Annotated in this window: 24 protein-coding genes, 1 tRNA gene and 1 riboswitch; of the genes, 14 read left to right on the top strand and 11 right to left on the bottom strand. The window is 67.1% G+C overall.

Going from position 1 to position 26,886, the window contains the following annotated elements; translation table 11 throughout:
- Positions 1-252 precede the first annotated feature (252 nt).
- Positions 253-3,150, top strand: a complete 2,898-nt coding sequence (locus KW835_RS19660; protein WP_218385530.1) for a valine--tRNA ligase — start codon at positions 253-255, stop codon at positions 3,148-3,150.
- Between the two features lie 90 nt (positions 3,151-3,240).
- Positions 3,241-4,128, top strand: a complete 888-nt coding sequence (gene galU, locus KW835_RS19655) for a UTP--glucose-1-phosphate uridylyltransferase GalU (protein ID WP_218385522.1) — start codon at positions 3,241-3,243, stop codon at positions 4,126-4,128.
- Between the two features lie 241 nt (positions 4,129-4,369).
- Here the strand turns inward: galU and KW835_RS19650 are convergent, their stop codons facing one another.
- The 3 genes from KW835_RS19650 to cysM form a co-directional block, all read right to left on the bottom strand.
- The gene (locus tag KW835_RS19650; RefSeq protein ID WP_056167055.1) at positions 4,370-4,597 is read right to left on the bottom strand and encodes a sulfurtransferase TusA family protein; all 228 of its coding nucleotides are present in this window, start codon (positions 4,595-4,597) and stop codon (positions 4,370-4,372) included.
- 29 nt (positions 4,598-4,626) lie between these two features.
- Positions 4,627-5,193 (bottom strand): NUDIX domain-containing protein, encoded by a 567-nt coding sequence (locus KW835_RS19645; protein WP_218385520.1) that lies wholly within the window; start codon positions 5,191-5,193, stop codon positions 4,627-4,629.
- A 100-nt stretch (positions 5,194-5,293) separates the two neighbouring features.
- Entirely contained in the window at positions 5,294-6,196 is a 903-nt protein-coding gene (gene cysM, locus KW835_RS19640; RefSeq protein WP_218385518.1) for a cysteine synthase CysM, read from the bottom strand.
- 42 nt (positions 6,197-6,238) lie between these two features.
- On the opposite strand from cysM, the gene KW835_RS19635 reads away from it, so the two are divergent.
- Positions 6,239-6,323 (top strand) — tRNA-Leu (locus tag KW835_RS19635).
- Positions 6,324-6,495: 172 nt separating this feature from the next.
- The gene (locus KW835_RS19630) at positions 6,496-6,855 is read left to right on the top strand and encodes a hypothetical protein (RefSeq protein WP_218385516.1); all 360 of its coding nucleotides are present in this window, start codon (positions 6,496-6,498) and stop codon (positions 6,853-6,855) included.
- A gap of 17 nt (positions 6,856-6,872) precedes the next feature.
- Here KW835_RS19630 and KW835_RS19625 read toward each other — a convergent pair whose 3' ends face one another.
- The 4 genes from KW835_RS19625 to KW835_RS19610 all read right to left on the bottom strand — a co-directional run bounded on the left by KW835_RS19625 (position 6,873) and on the right by KW835_RS19610 (position 9,345).
- Entirely contained in the window at positions 6,873-7,049 is a 177-nt protein-coding gene (locus KW835_RS19625) for a hypothetical protein (protein WP_218385515.1), read from the bottom strand.
- Positions 7,050-7,169: 120 nt separating this feature from the next.
- Entirely contained in the window at positions 7,170-8,090 is a 921-nt protein-coding gene (locus KW835_RS19620; RefSeq protein WP_339385447.1) for a DUF6279 family lipoprotein, read from the bottom strand.
- A 5-nt stretch (positions 8,091-8,095) separates the two neighbouring features.
- Positions 8,096-8,311: a hypothetical protein gene (locus KW835_RS19615; RefSeq protein ID WP_218385513.1), complete on the bottom strand. Its 216-nt coding sequence runs from the start codon at positions 8,309-8,311 to the stop codon at positions 8,096-8,098.
- A gap of 80 nt (positions 8,312-8,391) precedes the next feature.
- On the bottom strand, positions 8,392-9,345 hold the full coding sequence (locus KW835_RS19610; RefSeq protein ID WP_218385511.1) for a LysR family transcriptional regulator: 954 nt from the start codon (positions 9,343-9,345) through the stop codon (positions 8,392-8,394).
- 182 nt (positions 9,346-9,527) lie between these two features.
- Between KW835_RS19610 and KW835_RS19605 the strand changes: the two genes are divergently transcribed.
- Together KW835_RS19605 and KW835_RS19600 are read left to right on the top strand one after the other, a co-directional pair.
- Positions 9,528-10,724 (top strand): acyl-CoA dehydrogenase, encoded by a 1,197-nt coding sequence (locus KW835_RS19605; protein WP_218385509.1) that lies wholly within the window; start codon positions 9,528-9,530, stop codon positions 10,722-10,724.
- A 151-nt stretch (positions 10,725-10,875) separates the two neighbouring features.
- Positions 10,876-12,150: a CaiB/BaiF CoA-transferase family protein gene (locus KW835_RS19600; RefSeq protein ID WP_218385507.1), complete on the top strand. Its 1,275-nt coding sequence runs from the start codon at positions 10,876-10,878 to the stop codon at positions 12,148-12,150.
- A gap of 69 nt (positions 12,151-12,219) precedes the next feature.
- Here KW835_RS19600 and KW835_RS19595 read toward each other — a convergent pair whose 3' ends face one another.
- Positions 12,220-13,866 (bottom strand): hypothetical protein, encoded by a 1,647-nt coding sequence (locus KW835_RS19595; RefSeq protein ID WP_218385505.1) that lies wholly within the window; start codon positions 13,864-13,866, stop codon positions 12,220-12,222.
- A gap of 305 nt (positions 13,867-14,171) precedes the next feature.
- On the opposite strand from KW835_RS19595, the gene KW835_RS19590 reads away from it, so the two are divergent.
- On the top strand, positions 14,172-15,761 hold the full coding sequence (locus KW835_RS19590; RefSeq protein WP_218385503.1) for a methyl-accepting chemotaxis protein: 1,590 nt from the start codon (positions 14,172-14,174) through the stop codon (positions 15,759-15,761).
- Between the two features lie 136 nt (positions 15,762-15,897).
- Here the strand turns inward: KW835_RS19590 and KW835_RS19585 are convergent, their stop codons facing one another.
- The 3 genes from KW835_RS19585 to KW835_RS19575 all read right to left on the bottom strand — a co-directional run bounded on the left by KW835_RS19585 (position 15,898) and on the right by KW835_RS19575 (position 18,461).
- A complete protein-coding gene (locus KW835_RS19585) occupies positions 15,898-16,407 on the bottom strand; it encodes a 6,7-dimethyl-8-ribityllumazine synthase (protein WP_218385501.1) in 510 nt (169 codons plus the stop codon).
- Between the two features lie 203 nt (positions 16,408-16,610).
- A riboswitch (FMN riboswitch) is annotated at positions 16,611-16,791 on the bottom strand.
- Positions 16,792-16,911: 120 nt separating this feature from the next.
- A complete protein-coding gene (locus KW835_RS19580) occupies positions 16,912-17,394 on the bottom strand; it encodes a hypothetical protein (protein WP_218385500.1) in 483 nt (160 codons plus the stop codon).
- A gap of 134 nt (positions 17,395-17,528) precedes the next feature.
- The gene (locus KW835_RS19575) at positions 17,529-18,461 is read right to left on the bottom strand and encodes a LysR substrate-binding domain-containing protein (protein WP_218385622.1); all 933 of its coding nucleotides are present in this window, start codon (positions 18,459-18,461) and stop codon (positions 17,529-17,531) included.
- A gap of 216 nt (positions 18,462-18,677) precedes the next feature.
- On the opposite strand from KW835_RS19575, the gene KW835_RS19570 reads away from it, so the two are divergent.
- The 7 genes from KW835_RS19570 (at position 18,678) to KW835_RS19540 (ending at position 26,868) form a co-directional block, all read left to right on the top strand.
- Positions 18,678-19,685 carry a TRAP transporter substrate-binding protein gene (locus KW835_RS19570; protein WP_218385498.1) on the top strand — a complete coding sequence of 336 codons (1,008 nt, stop codon included), beginning with the start codon at positions 18,678-18,680 and terminating at the stop codon, positions 19,683-19,685.
- A 224-nt stretch (positions 19,686-19,909) separates the two neighbouring features.
- A complete protein-coding gene (locus KW835_RS19565) occupies positions 19,910-21,691 on the top strand; it encodes an IlvD/Edd family dehydratase (protein ID WP_218385496.1) in 1,782 nt (593 codons plus the stop codon).
- A 235-nt stretch (positions 21,692-21,926) separates the two neighbouring features.
- Positions 21,927-23,156, top strand: coding sequence for a fumarylacetoacetate hydrolase family protein (locus KW835_RS19560; protein WP_218385494.1), 1,230 nt, complete (start codon positions 21,927-21,929; stop codon positions 23,154-23,156).
- Positions 23,157-23,217: 61 nt separating this feature from the next.
- Positions 23,218-23,823, top strand: coding sequence for a TRAP transporter small permease (locus KW835_RS19555; RefSeq protein ID WP_218385492.1), 606 nt, complete (start codon positions 23,218-23,220; stop codon positions 23,821-23,823).
- Between the two features lie 29 nt (positions 23,824-23,852).
- On the top strand, positions 23,853-25,133 hold the full coding sequence (locus KW835_RS19550) for a TRAP transporter large permease subunit (protein ID WP_218385490.1): 1,281 nt from the start codon (positions 23,853-23,855) through the stop codon (positions 25,131-25,133).
- Positions 25,134-25,190: 57 nt separating this feature from the next.
- Complete coding sequence (locus KW835_RS19545) at positions 25,191-25,946, top strand: SDR family oxidoreductase (RefSeq protein WP_218385488.1); 756 nt, start codon at positions 25,191-25,193, stop codon at positions 25,944-25,946.
- 58 nt (positions 25,947-26,004) lie between these two features.
- Positions 26,005-26,868, top strand: coding sequence for a fumarylacetoacetate hydrolase family protein (locus KW835_RS19540; RefSeq protein WP_218385486.1), 864 nt, complete (start codon positions 26,005-26,007; stop codon positions 26,866-26,868).
- The last annotated feature ends 18 nt before the right edge of the window (positions 26,869-26,886 follow it).

Here is a 26,886-nt window from a genome sequence, read left to right as displayed (position 1 = left end):
TGCGCCCTCGACAGGAGCCCGGGCCGCTGCGCAGCGGCCGCCCCTCGCTCCTTGCGGCGGGATTATCGGCACACCCCAGCCAGCCGCCACAGGCTCAAGGTCACCATTGGCGAGAAGGACTGGACAGACGGCATGTGGGGCCGTACGCCACGGGCGCCCGGCAGGCACCAGCGGTCCCGTAAAATGCCCGGTCCATCTTGTCCGACCCGGCGCCGCACACCGTGGCCGCCGGGTCCCACCGCCCCATACCCCATGAGCTCGCCCCTGCAACAACCCGGCCTCGAAAGCCTGTCCAAGTCGTTTGAACCTGCCGCACTGGAAGCCCACTGGGGCCCCGAATGGGAAAAGCGCGGCTATGGCACCGCAGGCCACCGTGGCACGGGCCAGCCCCAGGCGGGCGAACCGGCCTTCTCCATCCAGTTGCCCCCGCCCAACGTCACGGGCACGCTGCACATGGGCCATGCGTTCAACCAGACGATCATGGACAGCCTCACGCGCTACCACCGCATGCGCGGCTTCAACACCGTCTGGGTACCGGGCACCGACCACGCCGGCATCGCCACGCAGATCGTGGTGGAGCGCCAGTTGCAGGAGCAGGGCATCAGCCGCTACGACATGGGCCCGACCCCGCCCGAGGCGCGCAAGAACTTCGTTTCCAAGGTATGGGAGTGGAAGGAAAAGTCCGGCAACACCATCACCACCCAGATGCGCCGCATGGGCGACAGCGTGGACTGGAGCCGCGAATACTTCACCATGGACGACAAGCTGAGCGCCGTGGTCACCGACACCTTCGTGAAGCTGTATGAACAGGGCCTGATCTACCGCGGCAAGCGCCTGGTGAACTGGGATCCGAAGCTGCAGTCCGCCGTGTCCGACCTGGAAGTCGAGAGCGAAGAGAAAGACGGCTCGCTCTGGCACATCGCCTACCCGCTGGCCGACGGCTCCGGCAGCCTCACGGTGGCCACCACCCGCCCCGAGACCATGCTGGGCGACGTGGCGCTGATGGTGCACCCCGAGGATGCCCGCTACACGCACCTCATCGGCAAGATGGTCAACCTGCCGCTGTGCAACCGCCAGATCCCCGTGATCGCCGACGAATACGTGGACAAGGAATTCGGCACGGGCGTGGTCAAGGTCACCCCCGCGCACGACCAGAACGACTACGCCGTGGGCCAGCGCCACAAGCTGCCCATGATCGTGGTGCTGACGCTGCAGGCCACCATCAACGAGAACGCGCCGCCCAAGTACCAGGGCATGGACCGCTTCGTGGCCCGCAAGGCCGTGGTGGCGGACCTCGAAGCCCTCGGCGCGCTGGTCGAGGTGAAGAAGCACAAGCTCATGGTGCCCATCTGCACCCGCACAGGCCAGGTGATCGAGCCGATGCTCACCGACCAGTGGTTCGTGGCCATGAGCAAGGTGTCCGAGCAGGACCCCACGGGCAAGAGCATTGCGCAAAAGGCCATCGATGCCGTGGCCAGCGGCGATGTGAAGTTCGTGCCCGAGAACTGGGTGAACACCTACAACCAGTGGATGAACAACATCCAGGACTGGTGCATCAGCCGCCAGCTGTGGTGGGGCCACCAGATCCCGGCCTGGTACGACGAAGACGGCAACGTGATCGTCGCCCGCACCGAAGCCGAGGCCCAGGCCAAGGCCCCGGGCAAGCAGCTGCGCCGCGACGAGGACGTGCTCGACACCTGGTACTCGTCCGCCCTCGTGCCCTTCAGCACCATGGGCTGGCCTGACCAAGGCACCGCCGAGACCGACGACTTCAACCTGTACCTGCCCAGCACCGTGCTGGTCACGGGCTACGACATCATCTTCTTCTGGGTCGCCCGGATGATCATGATGACCACGCACTTCACGGGCCGCGTGCCGTTCAAGCATGTGTACATCCACGGCCTGGTGCGCGACGCGCAGGGCAAGAAGATGTCCAAGTCCGAGGGCAACGTGCTCGACCCGGTGGACCTGATCGACGGCATCGCTCTGGAGCCGCTGCTCGACAAGCGCACCACCGGCCTGCGCAAGCCCGAGACCGCGCCCACCGTGCGCAAGAACACGCAAAAGGAATTCCCCGAAGGCATCCCGGCCTATGGTGCCGATGCGCTGCGCTTTACCTTCGCGGCGCTGGCCAGCCTGGGCCGCAGCATCAACTTCGACAGCAAGCGCTGCGAGGGCTACCGCAACTTCTGCAACAAGCTCTGGAACGCCAGCCGCTTCGTGCTGATGAACTGCGAAGGCCAGGATTGCGGCCTGAAAGAGCACACCAAGGAAGAGTGCCAGCCCGGCGGCAGCGCCCACGGCTACATGGAGTTCAGCCAGGCCGACCGCTGGATCACGTCGCTGCTGCAAAAGACCGAGGCCGAGGTCGCCAAGGGCTTCGAGGAGTACCGGCTGGACAACGTGGCCAACACGATCTACGACTTCGTCTGGAACGAGTACTGCGACTGGTATCTGGAGATCGCCAAGGTGCAGATCCAGAACGGCACCGAAGCGCAGCAGCGCGCCACGCGCCGCACGCTGATCCGCACGCTCGAAGCCATTCTGCGCCTGGCCCACCCGATCATCCCGTTCATCAGCGAAGCCTTGTGGCAGGTGGTGGCGCCTGTGGCCGGCATCCCTGGCGAGTCGGTCAGCATCGCCCGCTATCCGCAGGCCCAACTGGAAAAGATCGACGAAGCCGCGATCGCCCACATGGGCCGCGTGAAGGGCCTCGTGGACGCCTGCCGTGCCCTGCGGGGAGAGATGAACGTCTCGCCCTCCACCCGCCTGCCGATGTACGTGGTGGGCGACACCGACTTCATGCGCGGCGTGGCCCCCGTGCTGCAGGCGCTGGCCAAGCTCAGCGAGGTCAAGGTCTTCGACGACGAGGCCGCCTGGGCCGCCGCAGCGCAGGCCGCGCCCGTGGCCGTGGTGGGCGACGCCCGCATGTGCCTGTACATGGAGATCGACGTGGCGGCCGAGAAGGCCCGCCTGGCCAAGGAGATCGCCCGCATCGAGGGCGAGGTCGCCAAGGCCACCAACAAGCTCTCCAACGAGGCTTTTGTGGCCAAGGCACCGCCCGCCGTGATCGACCAGGAAAAGAAACGCATCGCCGACTTCGGCGCCACGCTGGGCCGCTTGCGCGATCAGCTGACACGGCTGGGCTAGAAACTACCGCCATACTGTCCGGCACCACGGGCCTGCCCAGCGGCGGCCCGGCCGGCCTCACCCCATTCCAATCCGCGAAGGTAAATCTCCATGTCCGTTGCCACCACCGTCCGCAAAGCCGTGTTCCCCGTCGCCGGCCTGGGCACCCGCTTCCTGCCCGCCACCAAGGCATCTCCGAAGGAAATGCTGCCCGTGGTCGACAAGCCGCTCATCCAGTATGCGGTGGAAGAAGCCTACGCTGCCGGTATCCGCCACATGATCTTCGTCACGGGCCGCAGCAAGCGCGCCATCGAAGACCACTTCGACACCGCCTACGAACTGGAAGCCGAGCTCGAAGCCGCCGGCAAGAAGGAGTTGCTGGACCTGGTGCGCTCCATCCAGCCCGACGACATGGACTGCGCCTTCGTGCGCCAGCCCCGCTCGCTGGGCCTGGGCCACGCCGTGTTGTGCGCCGAACCCCTGGTGGGCAAGGAGCCCTTTGCCGTGCTGCTGGCCGACGACCTGATGGTCGGCCCCCAGGGCGGCCAGCCCGTGCTGGCCCAGATGGCGACCGCCTTCCGCCAGCAGGGCCGCTCGGTCATCGCCGTGCAGGAAGTGCCGGAAGACCAGGTGCACAAGTACGGCATCGTCGCCGGTGAATCCGCCGGGGGCCCGCTGATCCGCATCGAGCGCATCGTCGAGAAACCCAAGGCCGACGTGGCCCCGTCGCGCATGGGCGTGGCCGGCCGCTACATCCTCACGCCCGGCGTGTTCGACGAGATCCGCAACCAGCCGCGCGGCGTGGGCGGCGAGATCCAGCTCACCGACGGCATCGCCCGCCTGATGCAGAACGAAGCCGTGTACGCGTTCCAGTACCAGGGCAAGCGGTACGACTGCGGCAGCAAGGAAGGCTTTCTGGAGGCGACGGTGGAACTGGCGTTGCGCCACCCGCAGGTGAGCAAGCACTTCCGCGAATACCTGAAGACGCTGGAGCTGTAAGCGGGGATTCGAGAATCGGGCGGGCTCGGGAATCGGGGTCCATCACCCCACCCGTTCGGGCTGAGCTTGTCGAAGCCAGCCACGGCCCTTACGCCGTCGACAGGCCCGCGATGTCAAGGCGATATCGGAGCGGAGCCTCGACAGCAAAAAACCCTCTCGCAGTGCATGAACGCTGCAGGAGGGTTTTGTTTTTTGCCTTGCAGGACACCGCTGAGCTGCCTGCAACGTGTGGCGTGTCAGCTCAGCGCCGCCGCAGCACGTGGATGTACTCCTCGCCCACCGTCTGCTGCTCCACCAGTTCGTTGCCCGTCTGCTTGGCAAACGCCTGAAAATCCCGCAGCGAGCCGCTATCGGTCGCCACCACCTTGAGCAACTGGCCGCTGGCCATGTCGGCCAGGGCCTTCTTGGCCTTGAGGATGGGCAGTGGGCAGTTCAGGCCCCGCGTGTCGACTTCTTTGTGGATGTCCATGGTGTTGTGTCCGTATCTTCTCTTGTGCGTCAGTCCTTGGGCGGCAGGTTCAGGCCGCGGCGGCGCTCCTCATTTTCCTCTGCCGTGAAGAACACCGGCTCATGCCCGCGCGTGCGCAGCCAGTCGGCCAGCGCATAGCCGGTGCCGGCGGGCCAGCACTTGAGTTCGTGCAGGTCATAGAACCGCCAGTCCACCAGCTCGGGCGACAGCCGCACCTCGCCCCGGGCCACCACATGGTAGGCAATGATGACCTGGTTCATGCGCAGAAACTCGTACGCCCCCACCATCGTGGTGGACAGCACATCGAGGTTGGTTTCTTCCTTCACCTCGCGCGCAATGCCCTCTTGCGGCGACTCGCCCGCCTCCATGAAGCCCGTGATCAGCGCGAACATCTTGGGCGGCCAGGCCGCATTGCGTGCCAGCAGCACCTTGCCATCCACCTCCACGATCGCGGCCAGCACGGGCGTGGGGTTGTTCCAGTGCGTCCAGCCGCAGGCGGGGCAGCGCAGGCGCTCCTTGTCACCGCCGTCTTCGGCCAGGGTGATGGGCTGCAGCGCGGTGCCGCAGTGGGTGCAAAAGCGGGTCTCGTAGTGCATATGCTCTTTTTTTGATAGCTATCAGCGCATGTCCATCAAGCGGCAGCGGCCATTTTCATCTCAAGAAAGCGGCACACAACCCGCCCTCCTCTCACCCACATCACGCGGGGAACACGCCTGTCGACAGGTAGCGGTCGCCCCGGTCGCACACCACGAAAACGATGGTGGCGTTGCTGTCGCGCGCGGCGATCTGCTGGGCCACCCAGCAGGCGCCGGCCGCCGAGATGCCCGCGAAGATGCCCTCTTCGCGCGCCAGGCGGCGGCACATGTCCTCGGCGTTGTCCTGGTTCACGTACACCAGCTCGTCCACGGTGCTTGCGTCGTAGATCTTGGGCAGGTATTCCTGCGGCCACTTGCGGATGCCGGGGATGCGCGAGCCCTCTTCGGGCTGCGCGCCGATGATCTGGATGGCTGGGTTTTTTTCCTTGAGGAACCGCGACACCCCGGTGATGGTGCCCGTGGTGCCCATCGCGCTCACGAAGTGCGTGATGCGCCCGCCGGTCTGCTCCCAGATCTCCGGGCCGGTGGTTTCATAGTGGATGCGGGGGTTGTCGGGGTTGCCGAACTGGTCGAGCACCTTGCCTTCGCCGCGCTTTTGCATGGCTTCGGCCAGGTCGCGCGCGTGCTCCATGCCGCCGCTCTTGGGCGTGAGCACCAGTTCTGCGCCAAAGGCCTTCATGGTCTGCGCCCGCTCGATGGACAGGTCCTCGGGCATGACGAGCACCATGCGGTAGCCCTTGATCGCGGCCGCCATCGCCAGCGCAATGCCCGTGTTGCCCGACGTGGCCTCGATCAGCGTGTCGCCGGGCCGGATGTCGCCGCGCTCCTCGGCCCTGCGGATCATCGACAGCGCCGGCCTGTCCTTCACCGATCCCGCCGGGTTGTTGCCCTCGAGCTTGCCCAGCACCACGTTGCCGCGCGCGGCATTTTCCTGGGCCCCAATGCGCTGCAGCGCGACCAGCGGCGTGCGGCCTACCGCGTCTTCGATCGTCGGATATTTCATGATCCCTACTGTGCCATAATTCCCGGCTTCACTCAGATACCCGCCCGGGTGGTGAAATTGGTAGACGCAGGGGACTCAAAATCCCCCGCCGCAAGGCGTGCCGGTTCGATTCCGGCCCCGGGCACCACGGCTTTTCGCGTCTGGTCAGCGTCATGTTGGTGACGGCCCAGCGAAGCGAGCCAGCAAGGCCCCTCCACCTGACGTGGAGGGGCCTTTTTTCATTTGCGGGAGCGGCCATCGCGCACATGCAGGCATGTCCCCAGACCATCGACCTTCTTGAAAAGACAGAGAGAACGCCCATGCAATTGAACGATGACCGCAGCCAAGCCACCCTGGCCATCAACCAGACGCTGACCGCAGCTGAAATCGAGAACCTGATCCGGGAGCTGGCCATCCTGCGTTCGCAGATGACCCCGGAAGTGCGCATGACGCCGAACGAAGGCGGGGAAGGCCAGGCGCCTGCCATCGCCCAGAACGAGCCCGCGCTGGCCTTCGAGCACCCTGCCCGCGACCCGCATGTCACCATGTACCTGCGCAGCACGGCATTGGGATGGACGGCCTGGCGCCTGCATCCTCAGACGCAGAAAGCCCTGGCGGAGTTCTTCCTTGCGCGGCTGCCTTCAGTGGGCCTGGGCAAGCCTGCCATCCCCAGGAAGTAAGCCCGCCTTGCGCAAAGTTACCTGCCCGCCTGCGCGGCGCGCAGTTCCTCCAGCGCTTCCTCGACGGCCCGCCGGTACTCCGGCGTGAGATCCTCGGTCTTGAGTTCGCGCTCGTGAAAGTGGGCGCGGTGCGGGTCCTTCTGCAGATCCTGAATCACTATGCCCTTGAGCTTCACATAGACAGCGTTGTCCATCGGGGTCTCCTGCAAGTGCCAAGAGCCCCGATGATCTACCCAAAAGCGCAAAGGGCGCCAGGGGGAATTGCCAGGACTCCGCCCGCAGCGCAACTGCGGCACCGCATTGTCCGCACAGGGTCACTGCGCGGCCAGGGTCATGAAGTCCTGTTCGTAGGATCTGGCGGACGCCACGGCCTTCAAGCGCTGCGAAGGCGTGGTGGCGTTGTGCACCTGGGCAAAGCCGGCGCAGCCTTCGGACACCAGCGTCTGCGCGTAGCTGCGATAGGCCGGGTCGGGAGATTGGTCGAACCGGGCCAGGTACTCGCGCAAAAGCTTCTTTGCCTGGGCGGTGTTTTGCCGGTCGCGGGCGATGGCCTGCAGCACCTGCACCAGGTCTTTCTGGCGGCGCAAGCGTTCGTTGTAGACGCGCTCGGGGTTGAAGGATGACCGAGCGATGAACTCGCGCAACGCGGCCTTTTGCGGCTCGTCCAGCCGGCCGTAGAAGCCTTCGGCCCGCGAGAGCAGTTCCTTGAAGCGGTGTTCACGAAGTTTCTCGGGCGTGGGGTCGAGCCATTCCTTGCGCCAGTCGGCATTGCTGTCGGCCTGCTTGCGTTCGAGCTGGCGGATCTGGCTGTCCGTCAGCTGCGAGGCCAGCCACAGCATCTTGGGCTCGGCCTGGCTGACCACCTGGTCGAGCTGGGTGCGGATATCGGCGTAGGTGCTGCAGGCCTGCTGCGCGGTCACGTCGTCCGCCAGCTGGCGCTGGACCTTTTGCAGCACCTGGGCATGCAGGGGCAGCATGGTGTCGCGGTGCCACTGGTGCAGGTCATCCAGCTCGTCGCGCACGCGTTCGCTCTGTGCGTCCGACAGGCCCAGGTAGCGGTTGATCTGCCACGCCATGAGCTGCGGCGCCTGGTTGTAGGCCAGCTTGACGGTGCTGCAGCCCTGGAGCAGCAGCGCCATCGCGGCGCCCAGAACGATAGCCCCCACGGCGCGCGCGACCGCGGCCTTGCCCAGCGCTGCCGGGCGCCGCTGGAGCGCTTGATCGGACTCGTTCACAACGGTCAGTTGTCTTGCCGTCGTATCAGCTGCCGCCCGTTGGCCGTGATGACCAGATCCCCGGATGCACCCTTGGAGATGAAGCCCCGCTCCAGCAAGCGCGCGGACACGTGTTCCTTGAGCGCATGGGGCATGGTGAGGGTCTCGCCCATTTCGAGTTGCTTCAAGGTCTCGATCTCGTCGACGGTGGGATCGAAATGCGGTGCATGGTAGGTCGTCATGGAAGGCACTCCCGGGTTGTGATGTTCAACTGACTCCCAGAGCGCCAGATTAGTTCAGCCCGGTGGCGCGTGCAAGCGCATTAACCTGGCGCAGGCATGGGACTGCTCCCTGCCTCGGCCACATCCTGCAGCCAGCGCGAAAACGCCGCCAGCACCGGGGACTGGGCTGGCTGCGCTGGGCTGACCAGGTAGTAGCCACGCTCGCCGCGCAGGGGCCGGGCGCAGGCCACCACCAGTTCGCCGCTGGCAAGCTCAGCCTCGATCAGCAATGGCGGGATCAGCGCCACACCCATGCCATGGCTGGCGGCCACGGCCAGCATGGAGAACAGCTCGTAACGCGGACCGTCCAGCGCGTGCGGCGCCTCCACTGCCATCGCGTCGAACCACTGGCGCCAGCCATAGGGGCGGGTGCTTTGCTGCAGCAGGGGCAACTCGGCCAGCGCTTCGGCCGCCACGGGCTGGTGGGCACGGCCGCGCCCGCGCGGCGCGGTGGATTCGAGCATGCGGGGGCTGCACACGGGCACCACGTCCTCGTGCATCAACAGCTGCGCCTGCACCCCGGGCCAGTTCGCCACCTGCTCGGGCGTGCCGGCATACAGCGCGGCGTCGAAGGTGGTGTCGGCGAACAGGAAGGGCCGCGTCTGCGTGTCGATGTGCACCACGATGTCGGGGTGCAACTGCGCGAGCTGCGGCAGGCGCGGGATGAGCCAGCGGGTGGCAAAGGTGGGCACGGCGGCCAGCGAGATGGTGCCGCCTTCACCCTGGTGGGCCATGACATCCAGCGTGTCGCGCTCCAGCCCCTGCAGCCAGCGCGCCACCTGGCGGCCGTAATGCGCGCCCGCGGGGGTCAGCACCACGCCGTGGCGCGTGCGGCGAAAGAGCTGCACCCCCAGGAATTCCTCCAGCGCCTGGATCTGGCGGGACACGGCGCTTTGGGTGAGCGACAGTTCCTGCGCCGCGCGCGTGTAGCTTTCGTGGCGGGCAGCGACCTCGAAGCACGCCAGGGCCTGGGTCGAAGGGATGTTGCGACGCATGATGGATGTGAACTTTTAATCCGGCAGCTTACAAGGCCGGGTGCAGGGCAAAGTATTCCATACATTCCAAAAGCGCATGTCTGGATGAAAACAACTCGCTTGCTACCGGTAGGGCACGAGCCTACGATGCAGCCCAGATCACCTTTCTTGCCACCCTTTTCTTTCGACCTGGAGACACGCACATGGCCCACGCCGCTTTTCAATGGGATGACCCGTTCCTTCTGAGCCAGCAACTGACCGACGACGAGCGCGCCATCCGCGATGCTGCCGCAGCGTATTGCCAGGACAAGCTGGCGCCCCGCGTGCTGGACGCCTTCCGCCACGAGAAGATGGACGTGAGCATCTTTCGCGAGATGGGCGAAGTGGGCCTTCTGGGCCCCACCATCCCCGAGCAGTACGGCGGCCCCGGCCTGTCGTACGTGGCCTACGGCCTGATCGCCCGCGAAGTCGAGCGTGTGGATTCGGGCTACCGCTCCATGGCCAGCGTGCAGTCGTCGCTGGTGATGGTGCCCATCCATGAATTCGGCACCGAAGCGCAAAAGCAGAAGTACCTGCCCAAGCTCGCCACCGGCGAGTGGATCGGCTGCTTCGGCCTGACCGAGCCCGACCACGGCTCCGACCCCGGCAGCATGGCCACGCGCGCCTACAAGGTCGATGGCGGATACAAGCTCAAGGGCAGCAAGATGTGGATCACCAACAGCCCCGTGGCCGACGTGTTCGTGGTCTGGGCCAAGGAAGTCTCCGAAGGCGGCGCCGTGGGCACCATCCGCGGCTTCGTTCTGGAAAAGGGCATGAAGGGCCTGACGGCACCCGCCATCCATGGCAAGGTGGGCCTGCGCGCCTCCATCACCGGCGAGATCGTGATGGACGACGTCTTCGTGCCCGAAGAAAACGCGTTTCCTGAAGTGCAGGGCCTCAAGGGCCCCTTCACCTGCCTGAACAGCGCCCGCTACGGCATCGCCTGGGGCGCCCTGGGTGCGGCCGAGTTCTGCTGGCACACGGCCCGCCAGTACACGCTGGACCGCAAGCAGTTCGGCCGCCCCCTGGCCGCCAACCAGCTCATCCAGAAGAAGCTGGCCGACATGCAGACCGAGATCGCCATCGGCCTGCAGGCCTGCCTGCAGTTCGGCCGCATGAAGGACGCGGGCACGGCCAGCGTGGAAGGCACCTCCATCATCAAGCGCAACAGCTGCGGCAAGGCGCTGGACATTGCCCGCCTGGCGCGCGACATGATGGGCGGCAATGGCATCAGCGACGAGTTTGGCGTGGCCCGCCACCTGGTGAACCTGGAAGTGGTGAACACGTACGAAGGCACACACGATGTGCATGCGCTGATCCTGGGCCGCGCGCAGACAGGCATCGCCGCGTTCTCGAACTGACCCCTGCACCAGCTCCCCTCTCCCCACCCTCTCCCGCGAGGGGAGAGGGTGTTGAGCGGGGTTCTCATACGCATATTTCAAGTATTTTTGGCTACTAGCGCTTGATAGATCAGCGCAAATAGCTATTAATTTAATAGCACATCGATCCTCCATGACCACACCCTCCCCCAACGCAGGCGCCCTCGCGGGCATCAAGGTGCTCGACCTCTCCCGCGTGCTGGCCGGGCCGTGGTGCACGCAGATCCTGGCCGACCTGGGTGCGGACGTGGTCAAGGTGGAGCGCCCCGGCGTGGGCGACGACACGCGCCAGTGGGGCCCGCCCTTTTTGAAAGACGCCGAGGGCAACGACACGGACCAGGCCAGCTACTACACCGCCTGCAACCGCAACAAGCGCTCGGTCACCATCGACATGGCCTCCCCCGAGGGTCAGGCGCTCATCAAGCAGATGGCGCTGGAGGCCGACATCGTGGTGGAGAACTTCAAGGTCGGCGGCCTCAAGCAGTACGGCCTGGACCAGACCAGCCTGCGTGCACTCAACCCGCGCCTCATCTACTGCTCCGTCACCGGCTTCGGCCAAGACGGGCCCTACGCCGAGCGTGCAGGCTACGACCTGATGGTGCAGGCCATGACGGGCCTGATGAGCATCACCGGCCAGGCCGACAGCCAGCCCGGCGGCGGCCCCATGCGCGTGGGCGTGGCGGTGATCGACCTGTTCACCGGCCTGTACGCCAGCAACGCCATCCTGGCCGCGCTGCACGTGCGCGACAACGCCGTGAGCGGAACGGGCCAGGGCCAGCACATCGACATGGCGCTGCTCGACGTGGGCATGGCCGTGCTGGCCAACCAGGCCTCGGGCTTCCTCGCCACCGGCAAGGCACCCGGCCGCATGGGCAACAGCCATCCCAGCCTCGCGCCCTACCAGGACTTCCCCACGCAGGACGGCAACATGCTGCTGGCCATTGGCAACGACGGGCAGTTCCAGCGCTTTTGTGCCGCAGCCGAGCAGCCCGAGTGGGCCGCCGACCCGCGCTTTGCCACCAACACGCTGCGCGTGAAGCACCGCGCCGACCTGATCCCCGCCATGGAGGCCGTGACGCGCACGCGCACCACCGCCGACTGGATCGCGCTGCTGGAAGACAAGGCCGTGCCCTGCGGCCCCATCAACACCATCGCCCAGGCGTTTGACGACGCGCAGGTGCAGGCCCGTGGCCTGGCCGTGACGCTGCCGCGCTGGAAGGACGGCGAGGCAGCCACCGACAAGGTGCAGCAGATCACCGGCGTGGCCAGCCCGCTGCGCCTGTCGGCCACGCCGCCCGTGCTGCGCAATGCACCACCGGCGCTGGGGCAGCACACGGATGAAGTGCTTGCCGAGATGGGGCTGGATGCGGCGCGCATTGCCACGCTGCGGGCCCAGGGCGTGGTGTAGCGGCACGCTTTTCCATCCACGCCGCAACGCCCCGCTCCGACAGGATGCGGGGCGTTGGTGCTTCCGGGGTTACTGCACGGGCTGCGCGGACTGCACCGGCAGTTCTGCCGCCGCCAGCAGGCAGTCCGTCACCTCGTCCGAGAAGTGCATCAGGCGGCCATCCAGCCAGACGGCATCTGACCCACTCGTGTCCGGCGCCGCAGGGGGCAAGCCATGGTCCAGCAGCGCCTGTGCGCAGCCTGCCCAATCGCCGCCTGGCTCCGGCGTGTTGATGGAACCCCAGGCGAGCGCACCGCAGGCGTTGTCCTCAAAACCATGCCGTGCCTGCCAGCGCGCGCCGTGCTCCAGCAGGAAACGGGTGAGCACCGCATCGCCCCGGAAGATGGCGTGGTGCAGCGCCGTGCCCTCCCAGTCGCCGCCCGGCGTGTCGATGGGCCAGCCCAGGCGCACCATCAGCCGCACGGCACTACCGCAGTCCGGCTGCGCCGCCAGCTCGGGCAGCAGTCGCTGCTGGATGGGCGTCAGCCGCCGCACAAAAACCGGCTGGGCGGCCAGCAAAGCATTCGCCTGCGCTTCGTCGCCCTGCGCACATGCCGCCACAAAAGCTTCGTCGGCGGGTATGTCGCCCACGCCCAGCACCCCGCGCAGAAAGGCCGCGACCTCTGGCAGGCCGTAGCGCAGCGCCTGGATGTGCGCAGGCGTGCCCTCGGCAGTGACCGCCTCAGCGTCGGCCCCAGCCGCGACCAGCGCCTGCACATGGGCCAGCGACCGGCGGCGGCGCAACGCCCACTGCAGCGGCGCCGCGCCGGAGGCGCTACCACCCAGGGGCTCGTTGGGGTCCGCGCCATGGGCGAGCAGCAGTTGCAGTGCGGGCAGGTCGTCCATGTCGAGAACGCGGTGCAGCGCGTGCGTGCCCGGCACCCGCGCACCCGCCGCCAGCAAGAGTTGCAAGCACTCCAGGCTGCCCAGCGCGTGGTACAGCGACTCGCCATCGTTGGGGTCTGCCCCCGCCGCCAGCAGCAGGCGGGTGATGCCCGCGTGGTGGTGCGCCCCGGCCGCACCATACAGGGCCGACAGCGGGTGCGAGGCATCGGGCGCCTGCAGCGATGCTGGCGGCCAGCGGCTGCCCACGCGCTGATGGGGGTCGGCGCCCGCGCGCAGCAGCAGGTCGACGCAGGCCAGCAAACCGTCGGCAAACGCGGGCAGCCGCGCCAGGCTGGAATGGGTGACGGCGATCAGCGGTGGCAGCTGCAGCGGGCCGCCGTGCCGGTGCACCCAGGTCGGGTCGCGCGCCACGTGTTCGCGCAGCCGGGCCACGTCGCCCACGGCGCAGGCCAGCCAGATGTCCTGGTCCGGCTGTGGCACAACGCCCTGCGCCCACAGCTGCTCGGCCAGCGCGGGCCGTGCGGTGTGATTGCCACCGGCAATATCGCCTGCGTACACCAGCCGCAGCCACAGCAGCGCGGCGCGCGCGGGATCATCCGCCAGCGCGCAGCGCGCCAGCACAAAAGCCTGGAACTGCGGCCATGAAGCAAAGCCGTGCTCGCGCGCCAGGCACCACTGCGCGTGGTGCAGCCGCAGGTCGGTGCCTGCAGGCAGGCCCAGCGGCTGCAGGCGTGCCAGCGCAGCGGCATCGCCCGCACGCGCCTCGGCCAGCAGCGTTTTGGCTTGTTTCTTGAGGTGGCCCAAGTCGGGCCGGGGGGGAAGACGTTTCACGAGAACCTCCGTGCATGGAACGCCGACGGCCTGCAGTTCCGGCAGCACAAAGGGGGGAACGAACTCAAGGAGTCGGCAAGTGGGTTGCACCCTGTCCGCAGGCCCGGGCGCGGCTTGCTTCCGCGCTGGGCGGGATCTTACCCGCGCCGTCCACCAAAATGCTTGTACAAAAAATTACAAACGGCCCACAATGCACGAGAACGGGTCCGAGACCCCTGTTGCACCTCCCCACGGGCTGGGTGGTGCGCATCTGCAGTCTTCTTCGCTCCCCCCGCGTTGGTTGCCACGAGACCAAGGAGTCCGCCATGAAGCTCAGCCTCAAGCTCCCCCTGGCCTTTACCGCCGCATTGCTGCTGCTGTTCGCGGCGGCGCTGTTCGGCATCAGCCGCCTGAACCAGGCGCTCGACACCTACCAGACCACTGTGGCGCAGAGCTTCGAGCACGAGCGGCTGGCGTCCGGCATGCTCAATGACTTCAAGGTGCAGGTGCAGGAGTGGAAGAACGTGCTGCTGCGCGGCAAGGACCCGGCCCAGCTGACGCGCTACTGGGCAGCGTTTGAAAAGCAGGAAAAGGCCATCAAGGACGGGGTGCAGAAGCTGATCGCCGCCCTGCCCCCGGGCGATGGGCGCGAGCGGGTGAGCCAGTTTGCCCAGGCGCACGAGCGCATGGGTGCAGCCTATCGCAAGGGATTTGAAGCCTTCAAGGCCGCCGATCACGACCCGCAAGCGGGCGACAGGGCCGTGGCAGGCATGGACCGCGAACCCTCGCAGCTGCTGGACCAGGCAGGTGAGCTGATCGCCAAGGCCAGCAGCGAGGTGGCCGAGCGTGCCGCCGCCACCGCGCAGCGCGCCACCACCATCAGCCTGGGCGTGATGCTGGTCGTGTGTGCCCTGGGCATCGCCGGGGCCGTGGCCTTCAGCCGCACCGTGGTGAACCCGCTGGACAACGCTGTGCGCGTGTCGCAGGCCGTGGCCGGGGGTGACCTGACCGTGGCGCGGCATGTGCAGGGCAAGGACGAGATCGCCTTGCTGCTCAACGCGCTGCATGCCATGCAGCAAAGCCTGTCGCGCGTGGTGAGCAACGTGCGCAACAACGCCGACAGCGTGGCCGCCGCCAGCACCGAGATCGCGCAGGGCAACAACGACCTGAGCGCACGCACCGAGCAGCAGGCCAGCGCGCTGGAGGAGACCTCGGCGTCGATGGAAGAGCTGAGTTCCACCGTGCAGGCCAATGCCGACAACGCCCGACAGGCCAACCAGCTGGCGGTGAGTGCGTCCTCCGTGGCCGTGCAGGGCGGCGACGTCGTGGCCGAGGTGGTGAGCACCATGAAAGGCATCAACGACAGCAGCAAGAAGATCGCGGACATCATCAGCGTGATCGACGGCATTGCCTTTCAGACCAACATCCTTGCGCTCAACGCCGCCGTCGAGGCAGCCCGTGCGGGTGAGCAGGGCCGGGGTTTTGCCGTGGTCGCCAGCGAAGTGCGCAGCCTGGCCGGCCGCAGCGCCGAGGCGGCTCGGGAGATCAAGAGCCTGATCCACACCAGCGTGGAGCGCGTGGAGCAAGGCACAGCCCTGGTCGACAGGGCCGGCGCCACGATGACGGAGGTGGTGGCTTCTATCCGCCGCGTGACCGACATCGTGGGCGAGATCAGCGCCGCCAGCAGCGAGCAGAGCGCGGGCGTGGCCCAGGTCGGCGAAGCCGTGATGCAGATGGACCAGGCCACGCAGCAGAACGCGGCGCTGGTGGAGCAAAGCGCCGCAGCGGCCGACAGCCTGAAGGTGCAGGCGCAGCAGCTGGTGGACGCGGTGTCGGTGTTCCGCCTGTCGCCGGGCGAGCCGGGCGCAGCAGCACAAGGGCGGGTGGCGCGGGCGCCGCGGCTGGCGGCGGCCTGAGCATCGGCGCAGAGCCTGGGTGGAAGCAAAAACTGCCGCCAGCGCCCACCCATCAAGCGCCAGTAGCTACATTTTTCATAGCATTCGGTACTTGAAGTGCTTGTGAAGCGCCGGCGCACCAGCGCCCGCAGGCACGTCAGTCGCCGTGCGCCGGCTCCAGCGCCTTGTACTGCGCCATGGTGCGCAGACAGGCATCGGCGACCTCGGTGCCCTTCTTCACGAAGTGCTCGCGGAAGAACTTCAGGTGGTCTTCGTGTTCGTGGAAGTCGCGCGGCGTGAGCACGGCGGACATCACGGGCACCTCGGTATCGAGCTGCACGCGCATCAGGCCGTCGATGACGGCGGTGGTCACGAACTCATGCCGGTAGATGCCGCCGTTGACCACCAGCGCACAGGCCACGATGGCGTCATAACGGCCGCTTTGCGCCAGACGCTTGGCCAGGAGCGGGATCTCGAAGGCTCCGGGCACTTCGAACTGCTCGATCTGCCCGGCGGGCAGCCCGTTGCGCGCGAACTCGGCCACGGCGGCATCACGGGACTTGTGGACGATGTCCCGGTGCCAGCCCGCGCAGATGATCGCGACGCGCTCGCTGCGGCGCACCGTGGCTGCGGCAATGGCTGACTGGGAAGGAATGGACTGATTCATGGACTTGTCTCAAAACGAGGAAGGATTACCAGAATCAGGGCGCGCGAACAGGACTGCCGCACGCCGGCAGCACCACGCGCACCACCCCACGCCACACCGGCCTGCCAACGGGGACGGTGACGGATCACCACCCCGAAGCACACAACACCGGACACGCCGCGCAGGCGCACGCACGGCACCACCCTTGCGGGCAGCCCATGGTTTCGCGGTCTCTTTCATCCGGACTGTGACCGTCGGCCCTGGCATCTCACCAGATCTGCTGACCCCGGGCCGCCGCCACTTCTGGCAAGGCCCAGGCGCTCGCGGGCTGCTGCGGTACAGCTGTGAACACAGCCGCCTGCAGATACCGCCGGTGGGGAATTTCGCCCCGCCCTGAGAACGCTGCCGGCCTGCAGAGCGATTTCACGATCGTGCAGGCCGGCCGACGCATTTTAGGGGGTTACCCGTAGCGCCTGCAGTCGCTCAGGCGATGGCCCTGTTGCCACTGTTTACGCACATCACCCTTCAGCGCACCTTCTCGCAGCCGCCCTCGACCCAGGCCGTGGCGCTGGCGGGCGTGAGCTTGAAGGTCGGCGGCGCAGACGCCCGCGCCAGTTCTTCGCCCAGCTCGTTCTGGGCGCTCAGCGTGGCCGTGGCGCCCTCTTCGTCGGGCACGATGGTCAGGGCCACCTTCAGGCGCTGCCCGTTCACGGTGACCGACACGTTCTTGTGGAGTTGCGCATGCAGCTGCTGCTCGTGGCGGCGCAGCACCTCGCTGGCGGTCTTGACCAGCGTGTGGAAGGCCGAGACGTCGAGCGGCTTTGGGTTCTTCTTGTCGCGCCCCATGGTCCAGGGGCCCACCAGCGCGGGCTCGGCCTCGCCCTTGAGTGTCATGGCCACGGCCCAGCCGTCGTCGTCCTCGTTCTTGATGACCTGCGCGGTCCACTGGCCGTCGCTCCAAAGGCGGGGCTCCTGGATGGTGTCGGGCGTGTCAGGGGTGTCTTGCATGGAGAGGGGGTCACAGAAGGTTCAAGGGAAAGGGCGCAGAGCATAACGGCCCGGGGCGGGCCCCTCTGCAAGGCATTTTCAATAACCTCTGGTTATCGATAACCGTGTGCTCGCAGACTCCAGATGCATTCCGGTCAGGGTCCATCGGCGGCAGGGCTTGCCACCTCGCGCAGCACGTCGGTGAAGGCCTGCATCGCGGGCGTGGGCGGCTCGCCCAGCCGGGTGATGAGGCCGTAGTCGGGCATGCGGTCCGGCAGGTCCACTGGAATGCGTGCCAGCAGGCCCTTGGCGATGTACCGCTCCACCAGCGCCTGGGGCTGCAGCGACAGCATGTCGGTGGTCTGCATCAATTCCAGAGCGAACAGGAACGACGGGGTCTCCACCACGCCCGAGCTCAGCGCCAGGCCGCGTTGCCCGAAGATGTCGTCCGACACCTTGCGCACCGCGGTGGACGTGGGGTACAGGATCCACGGCCAGTGCGACAGCTCCGCCATGTCCAGGTCGCGCGCGCCGCGCAAGGGGTGGTGCAGGCCGCCCACCGCCAGCAGCGGCTCGCTCGACAGGCGCTCGTAGTGGAACTGCGCACGCTGCGCCTCGTCGGTGAAGCGGCCGATCATCAGGTCGATCTTGCGCTCGGCCAGCCACACGATCAGCTGGTCGCTGCTTTGCTCGAGCACCTTCACCACCAGCAGCGGGCGCAGGCGCTGGATCTCGGCCACCGACGCCGTCAGCACGTGCGCGGCCGACCCCGTGATGGCGCCAATCGTCAGGTGGCCATGGCCTCCCTCCTTCAGCGCATTGAATTCATCGACGAACTTGCGGTGGCCGGCGAGCGCGCTGGCCGCGTAGCGCAGCGTGAACAGACCCAGCTCGTTGGGCCGCATGCCGCGCGAGAGGCGCTCGAAGAGGCGCGATTCGAGGATCTCTTCGATGTCCATCAGGATCTTGGTGGCCGCCGGCTGCGTGATGTGCATCTGCTCGGCGGTCAGGCGCAGGTTGCGCGTCTGGCCCAGGATGTCCAGGAACTGCAGATGCCGAAAGCGCAGCCGCGCGCAGGCCTGCGCCATCGACAAGGGTTTACCCGAAACTGGAACAGAGGCCACGGCAACTCATCAGCATTTGGAATGGATGCTAGCAAAAAAGTGAGTGGACCCAGGGCCTGTCGAAACCTAATCTCTCGCCTGCGTCGGGAGGGTCCCGCAGAGACCCGATGGCGCCGGTGGGCCGTCTTCTTTGACATGCGCCACCGTGCCCCAGCCATTCCATATCCGGAGACAAACACCATGCAATTCAAAGCCCTGGCCCTGGCGGCCACGATCCTGGCCGCCGTGGCCGCCCCCGTGTCGGCGCAGATCAAGGACCATGTGTTCAAGGTCGGCATCGGCCTGAACGACGACCACCCCCAGGCGCAGGCCGTCAAGCACTTTGCCGAGCAGCTCTCGGCCAAGAGCGGCGGCAAGCTGGTGGCCAAGCTGTACGCCAGCGGCTCGCTGGGCAACGACGTGAGCATGACCTCGGCACTGCGTGGCGGCACGCTGGAGATGACGGTGCCCGACAGTTCCACGCTGATGTCGCTGATCAAGCCATTCGGCGTGCTGAACCTGCCGCTCACCTTCAACAACGAACAAGAAGCCGACGCCGTGCTCGACGGCCCCTTCGGCCAGAAGCTGCTGGCCAAGCTGCCCGAGAAGGGCCTGGTGGGCCTGGGCTTCTGGGAAAACGGCTTTCGCCACGTGACCAACTCGCGCCGCCCCATCACCAAGGCCGAAGACCTGGCCGGCCTGAAGCTGCGCGTGATCCAAAGCCCGCTGTTCCTGGACACCTTCAACGCGCTGGGCGCCAACGCCACGCCCATGCCCTTTACCGAGCTGTACTCGGCCATGGAGCAGGCGGCGGTCGATGGGCAAGAGAACCCGCCCGCCACCATCCTGTCCAGCAAGTTCTATGAAGTGCAAAAGCACCTGGTGCTCTCGCGCCACATGTACAGCGCCTGGGTGCTGCTGATGTCCAAGAAGACCTGGGATGGCCTGTCGACGCAGGAGCAGAAGATCGTGCAGGAGGCCGCACGCGAGGCCACGCTGTTCGAGCGCAAGACCATCCGCGCCTTCAGCGACAAGGCGCTGGGCGAGCTCAAGAAAGTGGGCATGCAGGTGACCGAGCTGGCCCCGGCCGAGCAGGCCAAGATGCGCGCCAAGCTGCAGCCGGTGCTGGCCAAGTACGCCAAGGAATTCGGCGAGGAGACCACGGGCGAAATGAACGCCGAGCTGGCCAAGGTGCGCGGCGGAAAGTAGTTTTTCGGCTCTGCCCCACCGTTCACCGAGCGCAGTCGAATCGCTGCGCAAGGCTTCGACAGGCTCAGCCTGAACGGGTTGGGTTTGATCGAAGCGCCGTGCAGAGCTTCGACAAGCCTGTCCTGAGCCTGTCGAAGGGCTCAGCCCGAACGGATGGGGTTCGATTTCAAGCATGCCAACGCCCTGGCGCTGCGCGCCTCCCGCCTTCTGACACATCGCGATCCATGACCAAAACACCCCGCCGCCCCTTCCGCTCCCGCGAATGGTTCGCCGACCCTGCGCGCTCGGACATGACCGCGCTCTACCTCGAGCGTTTCATGAACTACGGGCTCACGCCCGAAGAACTGCGTTCGGGCCGCCCCATCATCGGCATCGCGCAGACCGGCAGCGACCTGTCGCCCTGCAACCGCATCCACGTGGAGCTGGCGCGCCGCGTGCGCGAGGGTATCCGCGATGCCGGGGGCATCCCGATGGAATTTCCGGTGCACCCCATCTTCGAGAACTGCCGCCGCCCCACGGCCGCGCTGGACCGCAACCTCGCCTACCTGGGGTTGGTGGAGATCCTGTACGGCTACCCCATCGACGCGGTGGTGCTGACCACCGGCTGCGACAAGACGACGCCGGCCGGCATCATGGCGGCGTCCACGGTGGACATCCCGGCCATCGTGCTCTCGGGCGGCCCCATGCTGGACGGCTGGCACGACGGTGACCTGGTGGGCTCGGGCACGGTGATCTGGCGCAGCCGCCGCCAGCTCGCCGCGGGCGAGATCGACGAAGAAGAATTCCTGCAGCGCGCCTGCAGCAGCGCCCCGTCGGCCGGCCACTGCAACACCATGGGCACCGCATCGACCATGAACGCGGTGGCCGAGGCGCTGGGCCTGTCGCTGCCGGGCTGCGCCGCCATTCCGGCCCCCTACCGCGAACGCGGGCAGATGGCGTACGAGACCGGGCGGCGCATCGTGGACATGGCCTTCGAGGACCTGCGCCCTTCGCGCATCCTGACCCGCGAGAGTTTTCTCAACGCGCTGTCGGTGATCAGCGTGGCCGGGGGCAGCAGCAATGCGCAGGTGCACATCATGGCCATGGCCCGTCACGCGGGCGTGGACCTGCGCCCCGAGGACTGGACGCAGCATGCCTACGACCTGCCACTGCTGCTGAACATGCAGCCCGCCGGCAAATTCCTGGGCGAGCGGTTCTTTCGCGCCGGAGGCGTGCCCGCGCTGATGTGGGAGCTGCAGCAGGCCGGCCGCCTGCATGCCGATGCCTTGAGCGTGACCGGCAAGTCCATCGCCGACAACCTGCAGGGCCGCGAGACGCGCGACCGCGAGGTGATCTTCCCGTTCAACGCACCGCTGATGGAAAAAGCCGGCTTCCTGGTGCTGCACGGGAACCTGTTCGACTTCGGCATCATGAAGACATCGGTGATCTCCGAGTCCTTCCGCCAGCGCTACCTGAGCAAACCGGGCGCTGAAGGCATCTTCGAAGCGCGCGCCGTGGTGTTCGAGGGCGCCGACGACTACCACGCACGCATCAACGACCCGTCGCTCCATATCGACGAGGGCTGCATCCTGGTGATGCGCGGCGCGGGCCCCATCGGCTGGCCCGGCTCGGCGGAGGTGGTCAACATGCAGCCGCCCGACGCGCTGATCCGCCGCGGCATCACCGCCCTGCCCACGCTGGGCGACGGCCGCCAGTCGGGTACGGCGGACAGCCCGTCGATCCTGAACGTCTCGCCCGAAAGCGCGGTGGGCGGGGGCCTCTCCTGGCTGCACAGCGGCGACACGATACGCATCGACCTGAACGCTGGCCGCTGCGATGCGCTGGTGGCGCCCGAAGAGATCGAGCGCCGCCGCCGCGAGCTGCCCGCGCCGCCCATCCCCCAAAGCCAGTCACCCTGGGAGGCGCTTTACCGCGAGAAGACCGGGCAGCTGGTCGATGGCGCAACGCTCGACTTTGCGCTTGACTACCGGCGCATCTCGGAACACACGCCGCGGCACAACCATTGATGGGGGCGTGCGGTGCAAAGCGTGTGACCTCATACCCACCGCCACTCCACATCCAACTCGGCCCCACCCGTTCGGGCTGAGCCTGTCGAGGCCTTGCGCAGCGTTTCGACAAGCTCAACGTGAACGGATGGGGGGTGATGCAGGGACTGGATGCCGAACATCTGGCGCAACCCTCACCAAGCCGCGACCGTGAACACATCGAGCACAGCACGAGAACTTTTCTTCAAGGAATCCAATGAGCGACACCTCCGCATCCGCTGCCCCACAACGGGCGACGCAAGCGCCAGCCCTGCCCCGCGACACCCTCCCCGAGGACGGCCTGGCCGGCACGCTGGTCGGCCGCGCCTGGGTGCCCGGCGATGTGCCGGGCCCCGCAGTGATCGCCCTGCGCACCGACGGCGTGTTCGACCTGAGCCGCCATTACCCCACCATGAGCACGCTGCTCGACACCCCGGCCCCCGCCGATGCGGCACGTGCTGCGCCAGGCCAGTACTTGTGCAGCGTGGACGAGTTGCTGGGCCACAGCCTGCCGGGCACACGCGATGCCACGCGCCCCTGGCTGCTCGCTCCCTGCGACCTGCAGGTGGTCAAGGCCGCAGGCGTGACCTTCGCGGCCAGCCTGATCGAGCGGGTGATCGAAGAGCAGGCCCGGGGCGACGCCAGCCGTGCGCAGGCCTTGCGCAACCAGGTGGTCGGGCTGATCGGAGAGAACCTGGCCAACATCCGCCCGGGCTCGCCGGAGGCGATGGAACTCAAGGCATTGCTGCAGGCGAAAGGCCTGTGGTCTCAGTACCTCGAAGTGGGCATCGGCCCCGACGCGGAGGTCTTCACCAAGGCCCCGGTTCTCGCGTCAGTGGGCACGGGCGAGGACATCGGCATCCGCGCGGATTCGGCGTGGAACAACCCCGAGCCCGAGGTGGTGCTGGCGGTCAACAGCCGGGGTGACATCGTGGGCGCCACGCTGGGCAACGACGTGAACCTGCGCGACATCGAGGGCCGCAGCGCGCTGCTGCTGGGCAAGGCCAAGGACAACAACGCTTCGTGCGCCATCGGCCCGTTCATCCGGCTGTTCGACGCGGACTTCGGCCTGGCCGATGTGCGCCGCGAGACGGTGCACCTGCGCGTGGCGGGCACCGACGGCTTCACGCTGCGCGGCATCAACACCATGGCCAGCATCAGCCGCGACCCGGCAGACCTGGTGGCCCAGACGCTGGCCGCGCACCAGTACCCGGACGGCTTCATGCTCTTCCTGGGCACGCTGTTCGCGCCCATCGAAGACCGCGACCAGCCCGGCGGCGGCTTCACCCACAAGCTGGGCGACGTGGTCACCATCCAGAGCGCCTGGCTGGGCGCGCTGCACAACACCGTGACGCACAGCGAGACGGCGCCGCCCTGGCGATTCGGCCTGCGGGCATTCATCAGCAACCTGGCTGCGCGGGGGCTACTGCAAGGCGCGGCGCTGTGAGCGCGCAGCAACCAGACCCTGCAACCGCCCGCCGCAAAAACCACCGTCTCCGGAGATCGCCATGCTCAACACCCTCATCGACCGCTACGTGCGGGCCATCAACCTCTTCATCGCGCTGGCGCTGGGCGTGATGGTGGTGCTGGTCTTTGGCAACGTCGTGCTGCGCTATGCCTTCAACTCGGGTATCACGGTCAGCGAGGAGCTGTCGCGCTGGCTCTTCGTCTGGATCACCTTCCTGGGCGGTGTCGCTGCCATCAAGGAAAACGCGCACCTGGGCACGGACATGCTGGTGTCGCGCCTGCCTGTGCGGGGCAAGAAGGCCTGCATGGTGGCGGGCCACGTGTTGATGCTCTACATCACCTGGCTGTTCTTCGACGGCAGTTGGAAGCAGACGCAGATCAATTGGGACGTCGAGGCCCCGGTCACCGGCGCGTCGATGGCCATCTTCTACGCCTCGGGTGTGGTGTTTTCGGTGTGCGCCGGTTTCCTGCTGGTGTTGCAGCTGCTGCGCGTGGTGACCGGCAAGGCCAGCGAAGACGAGCTGGTGATGGTCAAGGAATCCGAAGAGCAGGCCGAACTCGAGGCGCTGCAGGCCGAGCTGGCGCGCGAGAACGCGGCTGCGCAGGCGTCGGGCCAGACACCGCCACGCAGCGACCGCGGATCCTGAGACGGCACAAAAAGAACGGAGACAACAACATGACCGTGCTGATTTTCCTGGGCAGCCTGATCGGCGCCATGGCCTTGGGCATCCCCATCGCCTATGCATTGCTGGCCAGCGGCGTCGCCTTGATGTGGCAGCTGGACCTGTTCGACGCACAGATCCTCGCGCAGAACTTCATCAACGGCGCCGACAGCTTTCCGCTGCTTGCCGTGCCCTTCTTCATGCTGGCCGGCGAAATCATGAACGTGGGCGGGCTGTCTCAGCGCATCGTCAACTTCGCGCTGGCCCTGGTGGGGCATGTGAAGGGCGGCCTGGGCTATGTCGTCATCCTCGCTGCGTGCCTGCTGTCGTCGCTGTCGGGTTCGGCCGTGGCCGATGCGGCAGCGCTCACGGCGCTGCTGCTGCCGATGATGATCAAGGCCGGGCACAAGAAGGAGGTATCGGGCGGGCTGATCGCGGCCTCGGGGGTCATCGGCCCCATCATTCCGCCCTCCATCGGCTTCGTGATCTTCGGCGTGGCGGCCAACGTGTCGATCAGCAAGCTGTTCATCGCGGGCATCGTGCCCGGCATCATGATCGGTGCGGGCTTGGCCGCGACGTGGTGGTGGGTGGGCCGCAAGGAAAAGCTGGCCCTGCCCGAGAAGAAAAGCACGGTCGAAGTCTGGCGCGCCGCGCGCGAGTCGATATGGGCGCTGACCTTGCCGGTGTTTATCCTGGTGGGCCTGCGCATAGGTGTCTTCACGCCGACCGAGGCCGCCGTGGTGGCGGCCGTGTACTCGCTTTTCGTCGCGAGCGTGATCTACCGCGAGCTGCCGCTGCGCGCGCTGCTGCCCATCCTGACCACCGCCGCCAAGACCACGGCGGTGGTGATGTTCCTGGTCGCTGCGGCCATGGTGTCGTCGTGGCTCATCACCGTGGCCAACCTGCCCGCGCAGATGGTGGAGCTTCTGAAGCCCTTCATGGGCAACCAGACGCTGCTGCTGATCGCGATCATGGTGCTGGTGATGCTGGTGGGCACGGCCATGGACATGACGCCCACCATCCTGATCCTGACTCCCGTGCTGATGCCCGTGATCAAGGCCGCGGGCATCGACCCGGTGTACTTCGGCGTGCTGTTCATCATCAACAACTCCATCGGCCTGGTCACGCCGCCGGTGGGCACCATCCTGAACGTGGTGGCCGGCGTGGGGCGCATGAAGATGGACGAGGTGACGCGCGGTGTGCTGCCCTTCATGGCGGCCGAATTCGCGGTGATGTTCATCATGGTGCTGTTCCCGCAAACGGTGCTGGCGCCGCTGCGCTGGTTCACTGGCTGACGCATGCACCCACGCCACGCAGCGCTCTTGTTCAACCCCTATCACGCCCATCCGACCATGACACTTCGACTTGCAGGAAAGACCGCGTTTCTCACCGCCGCCGGCCAGGGCATCGGGCGCGCCACCGCCATCGCCTTCGCCGCCCAGGGCGCGCGCGTGATCGCCACCGACATCAACGCTGCCGCTCTGGCCAGCCTGCACGCCGACACCGGCTGTGAAACCCGCGTTCTGGACGTGACACAGGCCCGGGCCGTGCGCGATGCCGCAGCGGCCGTGGGGCCGGTGGACGTGCTCTTCAACGGCGCTGGCTTCGTGCATGCGGGCAGCCTGCTCGACTGCACGGACGATGAGTGGGACTTTGCGTTCGAGCTGAACGTGCGCGCGCAATTTCGCACCATCCGGGCGTTCCTGCCCGGCATGCTGGAGCGCGGCGCAGGGTCCATCATCAATGTTGCTTCGGTGGCGGGGAGCATCAAGGGCGCGCCCCGGCGTTTTGTCTACGGCACCACCAAGGCGGCGGTCGTGGGCCTGACCAAGTCGGTGGCCGCCGATTTCGTGGCCCAGGGCATCCGCTGCAACGCCATCTGCCCGGGCACCGTGATGTCGCCGTCGCTGCAGGACCGCATCACCGCACAGGCCCGCGCCACCGGCCAGAGCCTGGCCGCCGTCGAGGCCGGCTTTGTCGAGCGCCAGCCCATGGGCCGCCTTGGCCGCGCCGAGGAGGTCGCGGCGCTGGCCGTGTACCTGGCGAGCGACGAGTCATCGTTCACCACGGGCACCGCCCAGGTCATCGACGGCGGCTGGTCCAACTGATTTCATCTACGCTCTGCGTTTCTCCCCCCCAATCACCCCACCACTCACGGCAAACACCATGAAGCTGCTTCGCCACGGCCCCAAGGGCCATGAAAAACCCGCCCTGCTGCACACTGATGGCACGGTGCGCGACCTGTGCGGCGTGCTGCCCGACATCGGCCCCGCCACCCTCGCACCGCAGGGCCTGGCAGCGCTGGCCGCCATCGACGCCGGCACGCTGCCCGTGGTGCCCCCGGGACGCCTGGCGGTGCCGTGGACGGGAATGCGCAAGTTCATTGCCATCGGCCTGAACTACGCCGACCACGCCGCCGAGGCGGGTATGGCCATCCCGCAGGAGCCCATCGTCTTCACCAAGACCGTCGATTGCGCCGTGGGCTGCAACCACCCCGTGGTGCTGCCACAAGGCTCGGTCAAATCCGACTGGGAGGTGGAACTGGGCGTGGTGATCGGCACGCGCGCCCGCTACGTGAGCGAGGCGGACGCACTGCAGCACGTGGCCGGCTACTGCACCATCAACGACATCTCCGAGCGCGAGTACCAGCTGGAGCGCGGCGGCACCTGGGACAAGGGCAAGGGCTGCGACACCTTCGGCCCCATCGGCCCCTGGCTGGTGACCGCCGACGAAGTGGGCGACCCGCAGAACCTGGGCATGTGGCTGGACGTCAACGGCGAGCGCCAGCAGACCGGCAACACCCGCACGATGATCTTCACCGTGGCGCAGCTGGTGAGCTACCTGAGCCGCTTCATGACGCTCGAGCCCGGCGACCTGATCACCACCGGCACTCCCCCCGGCGTGGGCATGGGCAAGAAGCCTGCGGCGCAGTTCCTCAAGCCCGGCGACGTCATGCGCCTGGGCATCGAGAAGCTGGGCGAGCAGGAGCAGACCGTGTTCGCGTGGGACCCGAAGCTGATCGACGGCTGAGCCGGCAGGCCGAGTGCG

The organism is Acidovorax sp. sic0104, assembly GCF_019219095.1.
Lineage (GTDB): Bacteria > Pseudomonadota > Gammaproteobacteria > Burkholderiales > Burkholderiaceae_C > Acidovorax.
Note: the sequence above shows the minus strand (reverse complement) of the source record. Positions and strands in the feature narration are given on the sequence as shown.